14 protein-coding genes are annotated in these 15557 nt (G+C 38.2%); 8 read left to right on the forward strand and 6 right to left on the reverse strand.

Features of this window, described 5'->3' with window-relative positions; all coding sequences use genetic code 11:
• Positions 1–106: 106 nt before the first annotated feature.
• The 4 genes from AAV97_RS06085 to AAV97_RS06100 form a co-directional block, all read right to left on the reverse strand.
• Positions 107–649, reverse strand: coding sequence for a gamma carbonic anhydrase family protein (locus AAV97_RS06085; RefSeq protein WP_046760104.1), 543 nt, complete (start codon positions 647–649; stop codon positions 107–109).
• A 134-nt stretch (positions 650–783) separates the two neighbouring features.
• Positions 784–1932: a D-alanyl-D-alanine carboxypeptidase PBP5/6 gene (gene dacC / locus AAV97_RS06090; protein ID WP_005029677.1), complete on the reverse strand. Its 1149-nt coding sequence runs from the start codon at positions 1930–1932 to the stop codon at positions 784–786.
• 140 nt (positions 1933–2072) lie between these two features.
• Positions 2073–2468, reverse strand: a complete 396-nt coding sequence (locus AAV97_RS06095; RefSeq protein ID WP_046760105.1) for an MCR_0457 family protein — start codon at positions 2466–2468, stop codon at positions 2073–2075.
• 174 nt (positions 2469–2642) lie between these two features.
• On the reverse strand, positions 2643–3008 hold the full coding sequence (locus tag AAV97_RS06100; RefSeq protein ID WP_046760106.1) for an MCR_0457 family protein: 366 nt from the start codon (positions 3006–3008) through the stop codon (positions 2643–2645).
• 421 nt (positions 3009–3429) lie between these two features.
• On the opposite strand from AAV97_RS06100, the gene surE reads away from it, so the two are divergent.
• The 3 genes from surE (at position 3430) to AAV97_RS06115 (ending at position 6187) form a co-directional block, all read left to right on the forward strand.
• Complete coding sequence (gene surE, locus AAV97_RS06105) at positions 3430–4215, forward strand: 5'/3'-nucleotidase SurE (RefSeq protein ID WP_004831222.1); 786 nt, start codon at positions 3430–3432, stop codon at positions 4213–4215.
• Positions 4216–4320: 105 nt separating this feature from the next.
• Entirely contained in the window at positions 4321–5160 is an 840-nt protein-coding gene (locus AAV97_RS06110) for a peptidoglycan DD-metalloendopeptidase family protein (protein ID WP_004831220.1), read from the forward strand.
• Between the two features lie 94 nt (positions 5161–5254).
• Positions 5255–6187 carry a LysR family transcriptional regulator gene (locus tag AAV97_RS06115; protein WP_004831219.1) on the forward strand — a complete coding sequence of 311 codons (933 nt, stop codon included), beginning with the start codon at positions 5255–5257 and terminating at the stop codon, positions 6185–6187.
• A 120-nt stretch (positions 6188–6307) separates the two neighbouring features.
• On the opposite strand, the gene AAV97_RS06120 is transcribed toward AAV97_RS06115, so the two are convergent.
• The gene (locus AAV97_RS06120; protein ID WP_009587226.1) at positions 6308–7519 is read right to left on the reverse strand and encodes an aspartate aminotransferase family protein; all 1212 of its coding nucleotides are present in this window, start codon (positions 7517–7519) and stop codon (positions 6308–6310) included.
• Between the two features lie 162 nt (positions 7520–7681).
• Here AAV97_RS06120 and grxD point away from each other — a divergent pair, with 162 nt between their 5' ends.
• Positions 7682–8026 (forward strand): Grx4 family monothiol glutaredoxin, encoded by a 345-nt coding sequence (gene grxD, locus AAV97_RS06125; protein WP_004831217.1) that lies wholly within the window; start codon positions 7682–7684, stop codon positions 8024–8026.
• Positions 8027–8141: 115 nt separating this feature from the next.
• Here the strand turns inward: grxD and AAV97_RS06130 are convergent, their stop codons facing one another.
• Complete coding sequence (locus AAV97_RS06130) at positions 8142–10721, reverse strand: Lon protease family protein (protein WP_416202216.1); 2580 nt, start codon at positions 10719–10721, stop codon at positions 8142–8144.
• 226 nt (positions 10722–10947) lie between these two features.
• Here AAV97_RS06130 and AAV97_RS06135 point away from each other — a divergent pair, with 226 nt between their 5' ends.
• The 4 genes from AAV97_RS06135 (at position 10948) to rpmE (ending at position 15447) form a co-directional block, all read left to right on the forward strand.
• Positions 10948–13134 carry an AmpG family muropeptide MFS transporter gene (locus AAV97_RS06135; RefSeq protein WP_046760108.1) on the forward strand — a complete coding sequence of 729 codons (2187 nt, stop codon included), beginning with the start codon at positions 10948–10950 and terminating at the stop codon, positions 13132–13134.
• A 311-nt stretch (positions 13135–13445) separates the two neighbouring features.
• Entirely contained in the window at positions 13446–13847 is a 402-nt protein-coding gene (gene gloA / locus AAV97_RS06145; protein ID WP_004831214.1) for a lactoylglutathione lyase, read from the forward strand.
• Between the two features lie 164 nt (positions 13848–14011).
• Positions 14012–14992, forward strand: a complete 981-nt coding sequence (locus AAV97_RS06150; RefSeq protein ID WP_004831213.1) for a bile acid:sodium symporter family protein — start codon at positions 14012–14014, stop codon at positions 14990–14992.
• Positions 14993–15222: 230 nt separating this feature from the next.
• Positions 15223–15447 (forward strand): 50S ribosomal protein L31, encoded by a 225-nt coding sequence (rpmE, locus tag AAV97_RS06155; protein ID WP_004831212.1) that lies wholly within the window; start codon positions 15223–15225, stop codon positions 15445–15447.
• The last annotated feature ends 110 nt before the right edge of the window (positions 15448–15557 follow it).

The raw sequence follows: 15557 nt of genomic DNA on the forward strand, positions 1-15557 counted from the left end.
TCTTTTAAATAGACGCCTAGAGCAATCATACTCACTCAATTAAATTTCAAATTTTGCTTTATTAAAAATATAAATCTTTTAATAAAGCATTGGGCTTGGTTTAGTTTTAATTCAATTCATCAATATAATTATTCGCTACTTTCACATAATGCCTTGCAGAATAAGGCAAAAATTCTTTTTCTTTGTCTGTTAATGGGCGCACTTTTTGTACAGGACTGCCTACATATAAATAGCCGCTTTCTAAGCGTTTACGTGGTGGAACCAATGAGCCTGCACCAATCATTACGTCATCTTCGATGATCACATCATCCAGCACAATACTGTTGATTCCAACGAGAACTCGATTGCCTATTTGGCAGCCATGTAAGGTTACATGATGTCCAATAGTGACATCTTCACCAATGATCAATGGAGAGCCATTTGGTTTTGCATCATTTTTATGGCTGACATGTAGCATGCAATGGTCTTGCACATTGGAATTTCGACCAATTTTAATGTGGTTAACATCACCACGAATCACAGCAAAAGGCCATACCGAAACATTTTCAGCTAAACTGACTTCACCGATTATCACGGATAAATCATCAATGTAGCAGGTCGAGTCAATTTTAGGATGATGTTGTAAATACCTACGAATATTCTTTTTCATGTTGGCGTCCTTATCAAAGCTTAAAACTTAAAAACCGTCATCACAGTATAAAATAAAAAGGCATCCTAATCTTCGATCAGGATGCCTGTGCTTTAGTCTAATCAGTAAAGTTGAATTAGACTTTCACAAATAAATTAAAATAAGTTGCTAAAGAACATTTTGATGTGATCAATCAATCGAGAGAAGAAACCTGCTTCTTCCACTGCTTTTAATGCCACTAAAGGCTTATCTGCAATAACTTTACCATCTAAAGTCGCTGTTAGTTTTCCGACAACCTGACCTTGTTTTAAAGGTGCATTTAAGTTCGGTTGGACAGTGATTTGAGTTTTGATCGCATTCGCCTGACCTTTTGGCATAGTCACATTGAAGTTTTCAGCTAAACCAATTTGAACATCATTTTCTTTACCAAAATAAACTTTAGCTTTAGCAAGAACTTGATTTGCAGGATGAACACTCACAGTTTCAAAGTTTGAATATCCCCAAGAAAGCAGTGAGCGTGTTTGATTGGCACGCTCATTCATTGATGGTGCACCAAAAATTACAGAAATCAAACGCATTGGACCACGTTTAGAAGAAGTGGTTAAACAGAAACCAGCTTCATTGGTGTGACCTGTTTTTAAACCATCCACACTTGGGTCGGTATAAAGTAAGGCATTGCGGTTACCTTGTTTGATACCATTAAAGGTAAATTCTTTTTCAGAATAAATTGGGTAGTATTTTGAGCTGTCATGAATAATATGTTTGGCTAAAACTGCCATATCTTTCGCAGTGGAGTAATGACCGTCAGCAGGCATACCTGTTGCATTGATGAAGTGAGTATTGGTCATGCCGACACGTTTAGCTTCTTGATTCATGACATAAGCAAATGAACCTTCATTGCCAGAAATGTGTTCAGCCATCGCTTTGGAAGCATCATTACCCGATTGGATAATAATACCGCGTAACATTTCTAAAACTGTTGCAGTACCATTGAGCGGAACATACATACAAGATTCAGTGCTACTTCCTCGACACCAAGCGGACTCATTCATGCGAACTTTTTCATTTTCAGTCAGTTCACCTTTGAGGAGTTTTTGCTCAATGATGTAACTGGTCATCATTTTGGTCATCGAAGCAGGTGCTAGTTTTTCATTTTCATTCTTCGAAGCAAGAATTTGACCTGTCTCATAGTCCATTAAGACGTAAGATTTATTATTTAATTCTGGCGGAGTTGTTAAGACGGTTGCTGCATAAGAAAATGAAGGTAAAAGTAATAATGCAGCAATGGCGCTTTTTGGGGTCATTCTAGGTCGTTCCAATCGTTATATGAGCACAAACAGGCTAGCATTTTAGGACAAAGCAAAGCCGACTTCTATACAGAAAGTCGGCTTATTTCTTACTTATTGTAACTATTTCATTATTTGTCTAATAAATTGCACCACGATTATGCACCGTAGCGACTAATGTCGTTACAAATCGCAGTATTTTCAGTATCTCCAGCTTTCTTGGCATCAGCTTTGGCTTCTTTCAAAGCACGTTGAAAATCCTTTTGTTTGGCTAAAGTTTTTAAAGCTTCTTTCGGGTTCTTGTCATTTGGCATGTAATCTTTCAATAAGTGATTGAAACCTTTTTCAAATGCAGCATCAGTTTTAATCAAGCTCGGGCAAATATCAGAAAGTACATAAATTGCTGCAAGTTCTTCTTTAGAGACTTGTTGTTGTGTGACTTCAATATTCTGTTCATGCGAAGCTGCGTCTTTAGGTGCTGCAAAAGCATGAGTCATAAATAAACCACTGGCTGAAACAAGGCTTAATGTAAGCATTTTTAAAGTCATACGCATGATGGACCTAATCAATTATTTCTCTTAACAAGAGGCATAGAGTAAACGTAAAAACAGTCAAAAATATAGATAAAATGTATTGATGTTGTAGATTTATTTGAATTTTTCGCAAAAGAATATTTTAAAAAGATGTTAAAAAAATGCTTTTAACATCTCTTATCCTCATTTTTATTTTTAGTGCTTGAGTTCAAGTACATCATTACAGACAGCTTTGTGTTCGGCTTGGTCTACTTCTTTGGCATTTGCTTGTGCTTCTTTAAAAACTGATTGATATTCAGGATCTAGTTTAAGTTGATCTAAAGTCGTTGTTTTAGATAAATCTTTCAATAAAGTTTGCGTTAATGTATCAATCTTACTTTGGAATGTAGCATTATTTCCAATCAGTGACGGGCAGACTTCAGCAAGTACCTGTGTAGCTGCAATATCTTCTTTGGCTAAGAGATCAGCCTCTTGAGTGGTTAAGCCTTCTGCAAATGCAGTGTGTGTGCAAAGTGTGATGAATGCAATAGAAATTGTACGAGTAAGAGAACGTGTAATCATCTTTTTAGTCACAAATTTAATTTAAAGTTGAGTGAGTAACTATATATAATTGCTGAATAAATTTGTATTAAATTACTCAATAGTCATGACATAATTTATGTGAAATTGGGTGATAATTGATTAACGGGTATCAAGATAAGCTTTAGAAGATGTATGTGAATAGGTTGATAACCTGAATGTGTCGAGACTTGATATTTTTAAAATGACCTGATTGAGAAATTAATTGCTTTAAGTGAGCGCGTTAAATGACTTGATCTATAATTTCAAGATGGATTTCTTTTTAACAACAGATTTGTAGGAATGGAGACTTTAAGTCATAAGCATTGAGTGTTATACAATTCAGTGTATGTTTTAAAATGAACTGATACATTGTTAGATAACGAAATCATGAATTCATGCTGTTATTAAGAGAAGTTTTTGAGTGAATATTTTAATTGCCAATGACGATGGTGTATTTGCACCAGGTATCCAAGCTTTAGCAAAAGCATTAAGACCGCTAGGACGTGTTGTAATTGTTGCACCTGAAAGTGAACGTAGCGGTTATTCTAGCGCTTTAACCTTAGATCGACCATTACGTCCAATTCAAGTTGCTCCAGATATGTGGGCAGTCAATGGCACTCCTGCTGATTGTGTTTATTTATCAATGAATGGTTTATTTGATTTTGAATTTGATTTGGTTGTCAGTGGTATCAACAGCGGAGCGAATCTAGGAGATGACGTACTCTATTCTGGAACAGTAGGTGCTGCATTTGAGGGGCGTTTAATGACTTTACCTGCAATCGCAGTTTCATTAGCAGGTAGTAATGTTCGGGCTTATGAGCGTGCTGATGATTATGCACAAGCAGCACAGTGGGTTTACACATTTATTGCTCAAGGACTACCACAGCTACCACCGCGACATATTTTAAATATTAATATCCCAGATGTTGCTGAAATTCAGGGCGCTCAGATTACCTATCAAGGGCGACGGGTACAGTCAAAACCAATCACCAGTCAGGTTGATCCGCGTGGTCGTCAAGTGTATTGGATTGGGTTGGCAGGCGAGGCGGTTACAGACCCTAAAAAGAACTTACAGCATATCCAGTCAGATTTTTTTGCTATCGCCAATGGTTTTGTCAGTATCACACCGATTCAAATGGATGCGACCAACTATGGAATCTTGGAAACTTTACAATCTCAGCTCTCACATAGTCATTTTGATGTGTGAGTGTTATAAGTTTGTGAAAAAGAACTGCGAAACAGTGAAATAAGTGTGTTTTTTGCTAATCTTAAGCAAATATTTTTAAATTTAAGATTGTAGAGAGGGAAATCAATGCTTTTGGCTCGATCAAAGCTTTATATTCAAATGCCTAAGCGATGGGTAAAAATCATTTTATCCTCAGTTGCCATTACTTCTACAATACTTGTTACTGGTTGTGCATCGAAGCCACAGATTAATAATCCAACACGTTATGCAGTTGCACCAGAGTATTATACTGTACGTTCGGGTGATACGCTTAGCGGCATCGCTATGCGTTACGGTTTGAGTTATTTAAGTGTAGCTGAAATGAATGATATCGCTGCGCCATATCGAATTTATGTTGGACAGTCATTGCGTTTGAAAAAGGGTGGGGCGAATGCTAACCGTTCAACAACCAAAGCTTTGACAAACAATGAGCCACAAATTCAACGCCAAACCATTAAGTTGCCGACGCAGCAAACGACAACATCACCGTCTGTAACAACAAAAGTACCGTCTGTCACAACAGTGCCAGCTCAAACAACAACGACAGTACAATCTACTCGTTTAAGATGGGTTAAACCGTCTACAGGACCTGTGATTGCAAGTTATAATCTTGCGAATAATATTAAGGGATTGCGTTTTGGTGGAAATCAAGGCGATCCTATCTTTGCTGCAGCAGATGGACAGGTAGTTTATGCTGCAGATGGATTGAAAGAATATGGTAACCTTGTCTTGGTGAAACATATTGATGGTTACATTACTGCATATGCACATAATAGTAAAATGTTGGTAAAAAGTGGTCAAAATGTGACCGCAGGACAGAAGATTGCAGAGATGGGATCTTCTGGTGCGACAAGCACAATGCTGGAATTCCAAGTGCGTTTGGACGGAAAACCTATCAATCCTGCAAATATTTTACCAATAAATTAAATATTTTAATGCAAAATGTAATTTTCTTCGTATAATACAATGAGTTGCTTTAAATAAAAAATGTGAAGCAGCTCATAATTTCAGAGGGAAATTTATGTTAGATCAACTTCGAGCAATGGGTGTCTTTGCTTGCGTTGTTGAAAAAAGCTCTTTTAGTGGTGCCGCGCGTGATCTTGGCATTACAACTAGTGCGGTTAGTCAGCAAATTAGATCTTTAGAACAAGAGATGGAAGTTACACTTCTACATCGTTCTACACGAAAGCTGAGTCTAACTGAAGCTGGTCAAGCTTTTTTCCACAGCTGTCAAGAAATGCTCGCTGCGGCTGAGCGTGGAAAAATCCGTATTAATGAGTTGCGAGACGATTTAGTCGGTGATTTACGCATAGCGACCACCCCGGAAATAGGTGCTACACATGTTGTGCCTGCATTATCACATTGGATGTCTGCGCATCGTGGTTTGATGGTTCATTTTGAAGCGGATAACCAATATATCGATTTAATCGAGGAACGCATAGATATTGCAATTCGTATGTCTTCTAAAATGGAAGATGCGAATAATTTAAGTTGTACGCCACTTGCGAGAGTAGATCAAATCTTAGTCGCATCGCCAAGCTACTTAAATCAGACTGTGCCCATTTCACGACCTGAAGATTTACAGAATCATGATTTGATTCCTGTGAATATTATGAAAAATTATCAACATTTTTCATTTCAGCATAGTGCAACAGGTGAAGTTGTAAATTTAGAAATGAAGCATCGTCTTCAAACAAATAACGTATTTGTTGCAAAATCATTGTGCCAACACGGACATGGCATTGCACGTATTCTTTATTTAGATGTACAAAAAGAATTGATGAACGGTACTTTGGTTGAAGTGCTTCCTGAATGGAAACTACCAACTTTCACGCTAAGTGCAGTTACTTTAAAGCGTGAACAGCAACCGATGAAAATTCACCGCTGTTTGGATGCTTTAAAACAATATTTTAGCCAGTTACCTGGTGGTAGAATTTTCCAAGAAGCTTCTTAAAAGCCCAAGTTCTAATAAGTTTGAATAAAAAAGCCGCTTTAAAGCGGCTTTTCTATATTTGAAATTTGGATTTAAGGAGATCATCAACTTAATCTCCTTAAATGATATTTAAAAACAGTCTTATCCAAGAAATTTCTGAATTGCAGGAACTAAGCGTTGTAGGAGGTCATCAGCTTGTTGGCGATTCATATTTAATGCAGGTAATAGGCGAACTACATTGCCAGAAGTCACATTGATAATTAAATGATGTTCATCACGAGCAATATTCACCAATTCACCACAGTCTTTTGGAAGTTCAATCCCAATCATCATACCGAAACCACGGACAATCACATTTTGTGCTGCAAGCTGAATGCGGAACTGATCCACCAAATAAGTACCAATTTCATTCACATTGGACATGATGTTTTCTTTTTGGATTAAATCAATCACGGTATACACAATACGTGAACCTAAATGTGTACCGCTATAAGTCGAACCATGATTTCCAGCAGTCAAAACACCAACCCCACGACCCTGAGTCATTACTGCACCAATCGGGAAACCATTGCCTAGACCTTTTGCCGTAGTTAAAACATCAGGAACAATATTGGTGTGTTGATAAGCAAAATATTGACCAGTACGACCATTACCAGTCTGCACTTCATCTAACATCATTAACCAATTGTGTTGGTTACAAATAGCACGAATATCTTCAAGATAACTAAAGCCTTGAGGGGCAGTATTTACACCACCTTCGCCTTGAATCGGTTCAACCAGAATTGCCACAATATCAGGATGATTAATTGCTGCTTCTTCAATCGCTTCTACATCTCCAAAAGGTACACGAATGAAACCATCAACCAAAGGTGCAAAACCTTCTTGTACTTTCTTATTGCCTGTGGCAGAGAGTGTGGCAAGTGTACGACCGTGGAATGAATGATCTGCTACAATAATTTTAGGATTGGCGATGCCTTGTAAGTGACCAAATTTGCGCGCAATTTTAATTGCACCTTCATTGGATTCAGCACCACTATTTGAGAAAAAGATCTCTTCCATACCTGAAACTTCAGCCAGCTTTTGTGCAGCTGCTGTTTGCCAAGGAACTTCATAAATATTACTGGTATGGATAAGTGTTGCAGCTTGTTCAGCGATTGCCTCAGCCAATACAGGATGTGCATGACCAAGACCACAGACAGCGATACCTGTTAATGCATCAAGATATTCAGTTCCATCCTCAGTATAAAGATAAGAACCTCGCCCTCGAACAAAGCTGATCGGTTGACGGCTGAATACAGGCATCAAATGTGAAGGTTGATCAGTTTGTACCGGAGCAAGGGTAATGTTGTTCATGACTAACTCTTATCTGTTAGGAGGGAAAAGAAAGGATTATCTAACCAAAATATGCGGAAGATTTAAAGCCTAAATGTAAATAAAATTGGAAATAATCGTCTAGACATACTCTTTATTGTGGATTTAGGTATAATGCAGGCAGATGAGTTGAGGATTTAATCAATGACTGAACAAGCGCGTGATACAGAAGCGTTAATTCGCGACCAAATTGCTAAACATGCTGTACTTCTTTATATGAAAGGTACACCACAATTCCCACAATGTGGTTTCTCTGCTCGTGCAGTAGAGGCACTTAGCCAAATTGGTCGTCCATTTGCTTATGTAAATATCTTGGAAAATCCAGATATTCGTGCAACTTTGCCACAAATTGCAAATTGGCCTACATTCCCACAATTGTGGATCAATGGTGAGTTGATTGGCGGTAGCGATATCATGCTAGAAATGTTCCAAAATGGTGAATTAAAACCATTGATTGAACAATATAGCCCAGCACCAGAAGCAAAATAAGCCACTGATGCAAAGAAAGCACCGTAAGGTGCTTTTTTATTGCCTAATGTTGCAAAATACAATAATAGATGAAGCTCCAATTTAGGGGCTTCACCAAGCTTAGCTTGTATAGGTTTTACTTGCATTTATTTTGCTGAGTTACAAGGTCTGCGGCATCTTCAGTTAATAATGCAGGGTCAATCTCAACTTTCTTGGCTTTTTTATCCTTCTTTTTTTTCTTTTTCTTTGGTTTTTCTTCGATTTCAACACCATCCTCAAGTGCTTGCCAATATTCAAGTTGAGCCATCACAGCAGCATAGATAGAACCTTTGGTATAACGTCCCTTTTTATCCAAACTGCCGACTGGACGAGCCATTAAAATTTCCAATGCCTGATCAATCGTGTCTATGGCATGAATATGGAATTGATTTTGATTTACTGCATCTATAACGTCTTGACGTAGCATTAAATGTTGCATATTTTGACGTGGAATAATGACGCCTTGCTTTCCAGTCAAACCTTGCAGTTTACATGCATCAAAGAAACCTTCGATTTTTGCGTTAACCCCACCGATAGGTTGTACTTGACCCAATTGGTTCATTGAACCTGTAATTGCCCAAGATTGATCAATTGGCAATTGGCAAATTGCAGAGATTAAAGCTGACAACTCAGCAACCGTAGCGCTGTCACCATCGACTTGTCCATAACTTTGCTCAAAGGCAAGTGCCGCAGAGAAGTGAAGGATTTGTTCACGTCCAAAGTGCGCTTTAAGGAAGCTGGACATGAGCAAAACGCCTTTTGCATGTAAAGAGCCGCCTAATTCAACACTACGCTCAATATCAAGAATATCACCACCACCTTGGTATACTGAAGCAGTTAAACGTGATGGTAAGCCAAATTCAACATCCGCATATTGGATCACAGATAAGGCATTGATTTGACCTAAACGATGCCCACGCGTTTCAATCAGCTGTGTGCCACGGGAAAGGTCTTGCCAATATAGCTCTCTTAAATAACCTAAGCGATACTGACGATGTTTGAGCGCCGTGTTGATGTGATGTGAGGTTACGAGCTTTTCATCCGATTGTGCAGCATGATGGTGTGACTCACGGATCAAATCTCCTAAAGTCAATGCATGTAATGACAGAGAACTTTGGTCTTCTGCTTGACGGCTAGAGTCTGTAAGTAAAGCAGCCAAAGCTGAGCGATCAAAAGGTAATAACTTGTCTTGTTGAACATAGTCTGCAATCAACTGCATGTAGGCTTGTTCATTGTCATCATTTCGTTGCAAGGTATCAGTAAAATCTGCACGAATCTTAAAGACACTGCCTAACTCAGGTTCTACTTCTAAAATTTCATAATATATTTCTGGTTCAGCGAGTAAAACCACTTTAAGGTTGAGTGGAATTGAAGCCGGTTCTATAGAAATACTTCCTGTCAAAGTCAGCATATGTTCTAAAGATGACAGTTTGAGCTGACCTGATTTTAAAGCACGTTTTAATCCTTGCCATGCATATGGCTGTTCTAAGAGTTGTTCAGCTTCTAAGATTAAGAAACCACCATTTGCTTGGTGCAATGAACCTGGACGAATCAGCGTGAAATCTGTGGTAATGGTTCCGTTTTGTGTGAGTTGCTCCACATGCCCAAGTAAATTGTAATGGGTAGGGAAGTCTTCAAAAATTACAGGTGCACCAGAGTTTGGTTTGTTGCTCACCACAACATTGGCTTGGTATCTGGAAGGGACGCGATTAAAGAGCGATGGAGAAAACTCTTCGCCTTCTTGATCTAAAATTGTCTCAACATTGTCAATAATATCAGCCGCAAAAAGCTTTAAATATTGCTCTAATCCATGCACAGTTTTGAATTTATTGAGAATCTGCTCAATACGAGGAAGCACCACTTGCTTGGCAATATCACGATTGAGTTCAGAAACTTGATCACGTGCATCATCTTCAAGATCACCTAATTGCAGACCGAGGCGTTCCAGCTTTTTATCCATATAACGCATATTGGAGTTGATTTCTGCACGTTGTTTGCTATCAAGTGCATTAATGTCTTCTTGTGACATTTCCAATACTTTGTCATCTTTGACATGAATGGGTACAAAAATATGTTCGTCGTTTCGATTGACTAGCTTTAAGTCGAGATCTTCACCTTCTTTGGTCAGTTCAACTAATGCAAGCTGTTGCTCATTGCCTGTAATCTGGCGAATACGTTCGATACGGTTATGATAGGTTTCTGCACTAAAACGACGTTCGAGCTGCTTAAGAATGGTTTGCCAAGTTTGATGTAACAGTGTTTGGAATTTGTTGGCTTGCCCTGCTTGAAAGCGTAATGCAATAGGCTGGCGTGCATTTTTAAAATTATAGACATATACCCAATCATCTGGTGTTTGCATCGCTTTGGCATGTTGCTGAAGCAAACGTTTAATCATGGTACGTTTGCCTAGCCCTGCTGTACCTACAGCAAAAATATTATAGCCAGAATAAGGTAGGGCAATACCTGCCTCAACAGAGGCTTTAGCACGATCTTGACCCAAAAAATTGTTTAAGGGTTTGATTCTTCTGGTTGAAGAAGGAATCTTGGAGAGATCAGGAATATGCGTCAGTTGTTCAGGTTTTAGGGCTGTGAGTGTCAAGGTATTTTGAATTTCCGTTTGATCAAAAGCAGATGGAAAATGGGTTTCAGTTTTTTGTATTAGGCTTGCAGTGTGAATATTTGAAACAGCGGTAGAGCTTAATTGATCGTGTCTTTGGGTCACAGGTGAAATCCAAAACTTATATGGGTTGAAAGCTTTAAGGTATACAGGATTGGGGGTAAAGATCAAGCATCTATAGCGGAAATATCTGTAAAAGGCGACCTTAGTTGCATAAAAGTGATTGAAACTCTAAGCATTAAAAGGTTGAATAGCATTATTTCATTTTTCAGAAAATAACAACGCAATGACAACGCAACTATCTCAGCAATCGTCTGAGCAGAATTCAACCGCGAAAAATGGATGGAAATCTGCTTTTGCTGCATTTTTAGACCGCCGCGCTGCAATCATGCTATTTCTTGGTTTTTCAGCAGGTATTCCGATTTTATTGATTTTTTCGAGTTTATCTCTATGGCTGGGAGAGGCTGGAATTGAAAAAAGTGCTGTTACTTTTTTTAGTTGGGCAGCTTTGGGCTATTCTTTTAAATTTGTTTGGGCGCCATTGATTGATGAACTGCCAGTACCTGTTTTAACGAAAAAATTGGGTCGTCGACGAGCTTGGCTGTTGATCGCACAATTACTGATTATTTGTGCAATTTGTATTATGGCATTTTCAGATCCAGCATTGGGTCAAAGTTATATTTACCAAATGGCTGTGGGTGCTGTATTGCTAGGGTTCTCCGCCGCAACCCAAGATATTGTTATCGATGCCTATCGAATCGAGTTAGCTGAAACTGAAATGCAAACTGTACTGGCATCCACCTATAACGCAGGTTACCGTTTGGGGATGATTGTTGCGGGTGCTGGTGCACTGTTTTTAGCTGCGTCATTAGGAACAGCAAAAGGCAATTATATTTATGAGGCATGGAAATACACATATTTAACGATGGCTGTTGTCATGGTTGTGGGGTTAGTTACCACACTTTTGATCCGTGAACCACAGGTTAACCGTGTTGTTAAGCACTATAAGAATATTGATTATTATCGTCTGGTTCTCGTATTTGTTTTAGCGGTTGCAAGCTTTGTATGTTTTTACATTTATTCAGATGACCTCATTCAATACCTGCAATCAATTTGGAAAATTGAAGATAGTTTTCTTAAATTTTTAATGGAAGCTGTACGGTTTTTGGGATCAGGTGCTGGTGCTGTATTTGTTGCATCTGTGTTGATTCGATTGGGGGTTGTCAATCAACAGATGGCTTATGAAACATGGGTGAATCCGATCGCAGACTTTTTTAAACGTTATGGTTTAAAGTTGGCATTGGTTTTATTGTTGCTCATTGGTTTTTATCGAATTTCAGACATTATTGCAGGCGTTATTTCAAACGTTTTTTATCAAGATCTCAACTTTACCAAAGAACAAATTGCTGAAGCTGTTAAAATATATGGTGTAATTTTTAGCTTACTGGGTGGTTTTCTTGGTGGATTACTTGCACAACGTATGAACATTATGAAATTAATGTTTGTTGGAGCGGTTCTGGCAAGTTCAACTAACTTGATTTTTATTGGTTTGGTGAAGTCTGGCGCGCCGATGCAAGCGGTTCAAATCCATGTTGCTGATAAAACTTTTCAAGCAACACCTGATGAGGTGGGGTACTGGAAAGTTACAATACCAAGCCAAGATTTGGTTCAAACTAAAACATTACGTATCGATGCTGCTCTAGCAGATCAAACAGTAGCTCAGCAATATACAGTGCCTTATTTAATTGACAATGGTACTGCCCAAATTAAATTATTTCCGGTCACTAGTGATAATAGCTTAACTGCTGCCGAGTCCAAGCAAAGTATTGTGATTAAAGGTCAAACAGTTGGGTTGAAACTTACTGATCTTCAAGAAGATAAACCGATTACTTTAAAACTGGATGCTAAAACCTATGCTGCTAAACTGGACAAAGATGGTTTGTTTAGTGGGACGATCGATGGAAAAGATTTACAAGCATCAGCATCTAAAACGATCATTGCAGTCGTCAATTATAAAAATCCAAAAACATCGCTTTACACTGATCAGCGCTATCAATTGACTGAGAAAAAAGCAGATATTGACGTTGATATTCAGCCTGTCCCTGTGGTGAAAGCAGATACCAATACATCTGTTGAAATTAAAGGTAAGGTGATTGAACAATATAGCTCAGGATGGTTATATTTTGCGATTGTGGTGGATAATTTAGCTTCAGGGTTGGCAGGTGCTGCCTTTATTGCATTCTTGTCTAGTTTAACGAGTGTGTCATTCACTGCTGTTCAATATGCAATTTTTAGTTCATTAATGACCTTAACGCCTAAAATATTAGGTGGATATTCTGGAACTATTGTGACCAATATCGGCTATCCAAAATTTTTCTTAATGACCACCTTAATTGGTATCCCAATTTTATTGTTGGTATTGTGGGTGGCAAAGTTATTAAGAGAACATCAATTAAGAGAGACGCAAGATTAAAACGATTTATTTTCATCGCTCAATTTGATGGAATGTTTTGGAAAATGACCTATTTTATCGTGAAGATAAAATAGGTTTTTTTATCGAGATTGACAAATCGAAAGTGAAAGGCAATTTATACCGTATGGAAGTTTGGATTAAGGGTCAAAGCAAAACTTCATTTGAGGCTGGACTCAGTAAAAAAGTCAGTTTGTGGTCAAACTTCATTCATCTGATATGTGCTTTAATCTTGCCAAATAGGTAAAAATTGAAATATCGAACAGTATTGCCTATATTGACAGGCAATATCTGATTTAACAGGACAATCAATCATGCGCATGCTACATACCATGTTACGCGTAGGCAATCTAGAACAGTCTTTGGCGTTCTATACTGAAGTTCTCGGTATGACATTACTTCGTAAACGTGACTATGAAGAAGGGCGTTTTACCCTTGCTTTTGTCGGCTATGGTGATGAAGAGCATAATACTGTATTGGAACTCACCCATAACTGGGACACTGCAAGCTATGAGTTAGGCAATGCTTATGGACATATTGCGATTGGTGTTGAAGATGCATATAAAGCATGTGAAGAGATTAAAGCACGTGGTGGAAATGTCGTGCGTGAGGCTGGACCAATGAAAGGTGGAGTAACTGTAATAGCCTTTGTTGAAGATCCAGATGGCTATAAAATTGAATTAATCCAGCAAGATCAAAATGCAAGAAACAATTAATCACCTAACAGTGTGTTAAATTAAGTTGATATGTGTCGTAAATAAATAGTGAACATTTAGCCAAATTAGTAGCTTTATTTTTGGAGCTCAGTAAGATTGAATTTTACCTCAAAGTAAAATTAAACTACTGAGCTTTTTCATATTTTAAATACAGGAAGTTGCTTATGAAAATGTTGAAACTATTGGCATTAGATCGCTTTACGATACTGTTGGTAGCAATGGTGCTTTTAGCTTCATTTTTACCCATTTCAGGTCAAGCAGCCGCTATTTTTGGTAAAGTTACCACAATCGCAATTGCAGTTTTGTTTTTTTTACATGGGGCAAAGCTATCTCGTGAAGCTGTGGTTGAAGGTATTCTGCACTGGAAATTACATGCTTTGGTCTTTGCGATCACATTTATTGTATTTCCTGTATTGGGATTGATGGCTAAACCCGTACTTGAACCTTTATTGGGGCAACAATTGTATTGGGGCTTTCTGTTCATGTGCTTTTTACCATCCACGGTGCAATCATCCATTGCATTTACTTCGGTGGCAAAAGGTAATGTGGCGGCAGCAGTATGTAGTGCATCATTTTCAAATTTAATCGGGATGTTTATTACACCAATTTTAGTCAGCTTGTTTATATTTGGACAATCGAAGCACAATTACGATCCAACTTCATCGATCATTGAAATTACCTTATTGCTGTTGGTGCCTTTTATTCTTGGACAGGTTTTGCGTCCTTATGTATTTCCTTTAATGCAAAAAATGCCAAAAATTGTCAAAGTTTTTGACCAAGGTTCTATTTTAATGGTGGTGTACGGCGCATTCAGTGGGGCAGTTGTTGCGGGGCTATGGCATCAAGTCAGCTTAACGACATTAATCTATTTGGTATTGGCTTGCTCGGTTTTATTGACTGCGATTATGCTATTAGCCTTATACATTCCAAAGTGGTTGGGCTTTAGTCAGGCAGATCAAATCTCTATTTTCTTCTGTGGTTCGAAGAAAACTCTCGCCAGTGGTGTACCGATGGCACAAATTTTATTTATTGGTCAACCTTTAGGTATGATTGTATTGCCGATCATGATTTTTCATCAGATACAGTTAATGGTCTGTGGAGTCATAGCAAACTATTGGTCTAAACAGCAACATTCAGGCGAGTAAATTTAATCAAATTGTTGAAAATAGATCGCAATCGAAATATTTATCACGTATAATGTTGCCCACTTGTTGTGCTTAGCTCTGACACTTATAGTCTCGGTGGGCCAAAAGAAATGGTCTGTTGTGGTGTTAACCTGCTGAAGATGTTCAGCCTTCCTCAAAGCTTTTTTAGATGTTTGAGAGTGGTTAATTGCGATGACAGCTAAACCTTTCTTAACTTAGGAGAATCGACCATGCGTGCCGATATTCACCCAAAATACGAAAAATTAGTTGCTACTTGTTCATGTGGTAACGTTATCGAAACTCGTTCTGCTTTAGGTAAAGAAACGATTTACCTAGACGTATGTTCAGCTTGCCATCCATTCTATACTGGTAAACAGAAGAATGTTGATACTGGCGGTCGTATCGATAAGTTCAAACAACGTTTTGCTGGTATGTCACGCTCTGTTAAGCGTTAATACGACAAAACATAAAAAAACGGGCTTTTGCCCGTTTTTTTGTGTCTATGATCAATGAAAAAGATTGATGTATAAAAGATTGAGTATTGAACCCCTATACTCAATCTTAA

Origin of the sequence: Acinetobacter sp. Ag2, from assembly GCF_001005515.1 — a bacterium.
In the GTDB taxonomy this organism is placed as follows: Bacteria; Pseudomonadota; Gammaproteobacteria; order Pseudomonadales; family Moraxellaceae; genus Acinetobacter; species Acinetobacter bereziniae.

Excerpts from the sequence above, each read along its gene's own strand:
- AAV97_RS06085 (WP_046760104.1), bottom strand. The coding sequence starts at position 649 with ATGAAAAAGAATATTCGTAGGTATTTACAACATCATCCTAAAATTGAC.
- dacC (WP_005029677.1), bottom strand. The coding sequence starts at position 1,932 with ATGACCCCAAAAAGCGCCATTGCTGCATTATTACTTTTACCTTCATTT.
- AAV97_RS06095 (WP_046760105.1), bottom strand. The coding sequence starts at position 2,468 with ATGCGTATGACTTTAAAAATGCTTACATTAAGCCTTGTTTCAGCCAGT.
- AAV97_RS06100 (WP_046760106.1), bottom strand. The coding sequence starts at position 3,008 with ATGATTACACGTTCTCTTACTCGTACAATTTCTATTGCATTCATCACA.
- AAV97_RS06110 (WP_004831220.1), top strand. The coding sequence starts at position 4,321 with ATGCTTTTGGCTCGATCAAAGCTTTATATTCAAATGCCTAAGCGATGG.
- AAV97_RS06115 (WP_004831219.1), top strand. The coding sequence starts at position 5,255 with ATGTTAGATCAACTTCGAGCAATGGGTGTCTTTGCTTGCGTTGTTGAA.
- AAV97_RS06120 (WP_009587226.1), bottom strand. The coding sequence starts at position 7,519 with ATGAACAACATTACCCTTGCTCCGGTACAAACTGATCAACCTTCACAT.
- grxD (WP_004831217.1), top strand. The coding sequence starts at position 7,682 with ATGACTGAACAAGCGCGTGATACAGAAGCGTTAATTCGCGACCAAATT.
- AAV97_RS06135 (WP_046760108.1), top strand. The coding sequence starts at position 10,948 with ATGACAACGCAACTATCTCAGCAATCGTCTGAGCAGAATTCAACCGCG.
- gloA (WP_004831214.1), top strand. The coding sequence starts at position 13,446 with ATGCGCATGCTACATACCATGTTACGCGTAGGCAATCTAGAACAGTCT.
- AAV97_RS06150 (WP_004831213.1), top strand. The coding sequence starts at position 14,012 with ATGAAAATGTTGAAACTATTGGCATTAGATCGCTTTACGATACTGTTG.
- rpmE (WP_004831212.1), top strand. The coding sequence starts at position 15,223 with ATGCGTGCCGATATTCACCCAAAATACGAAAAATTAGTTGCTACTTGT.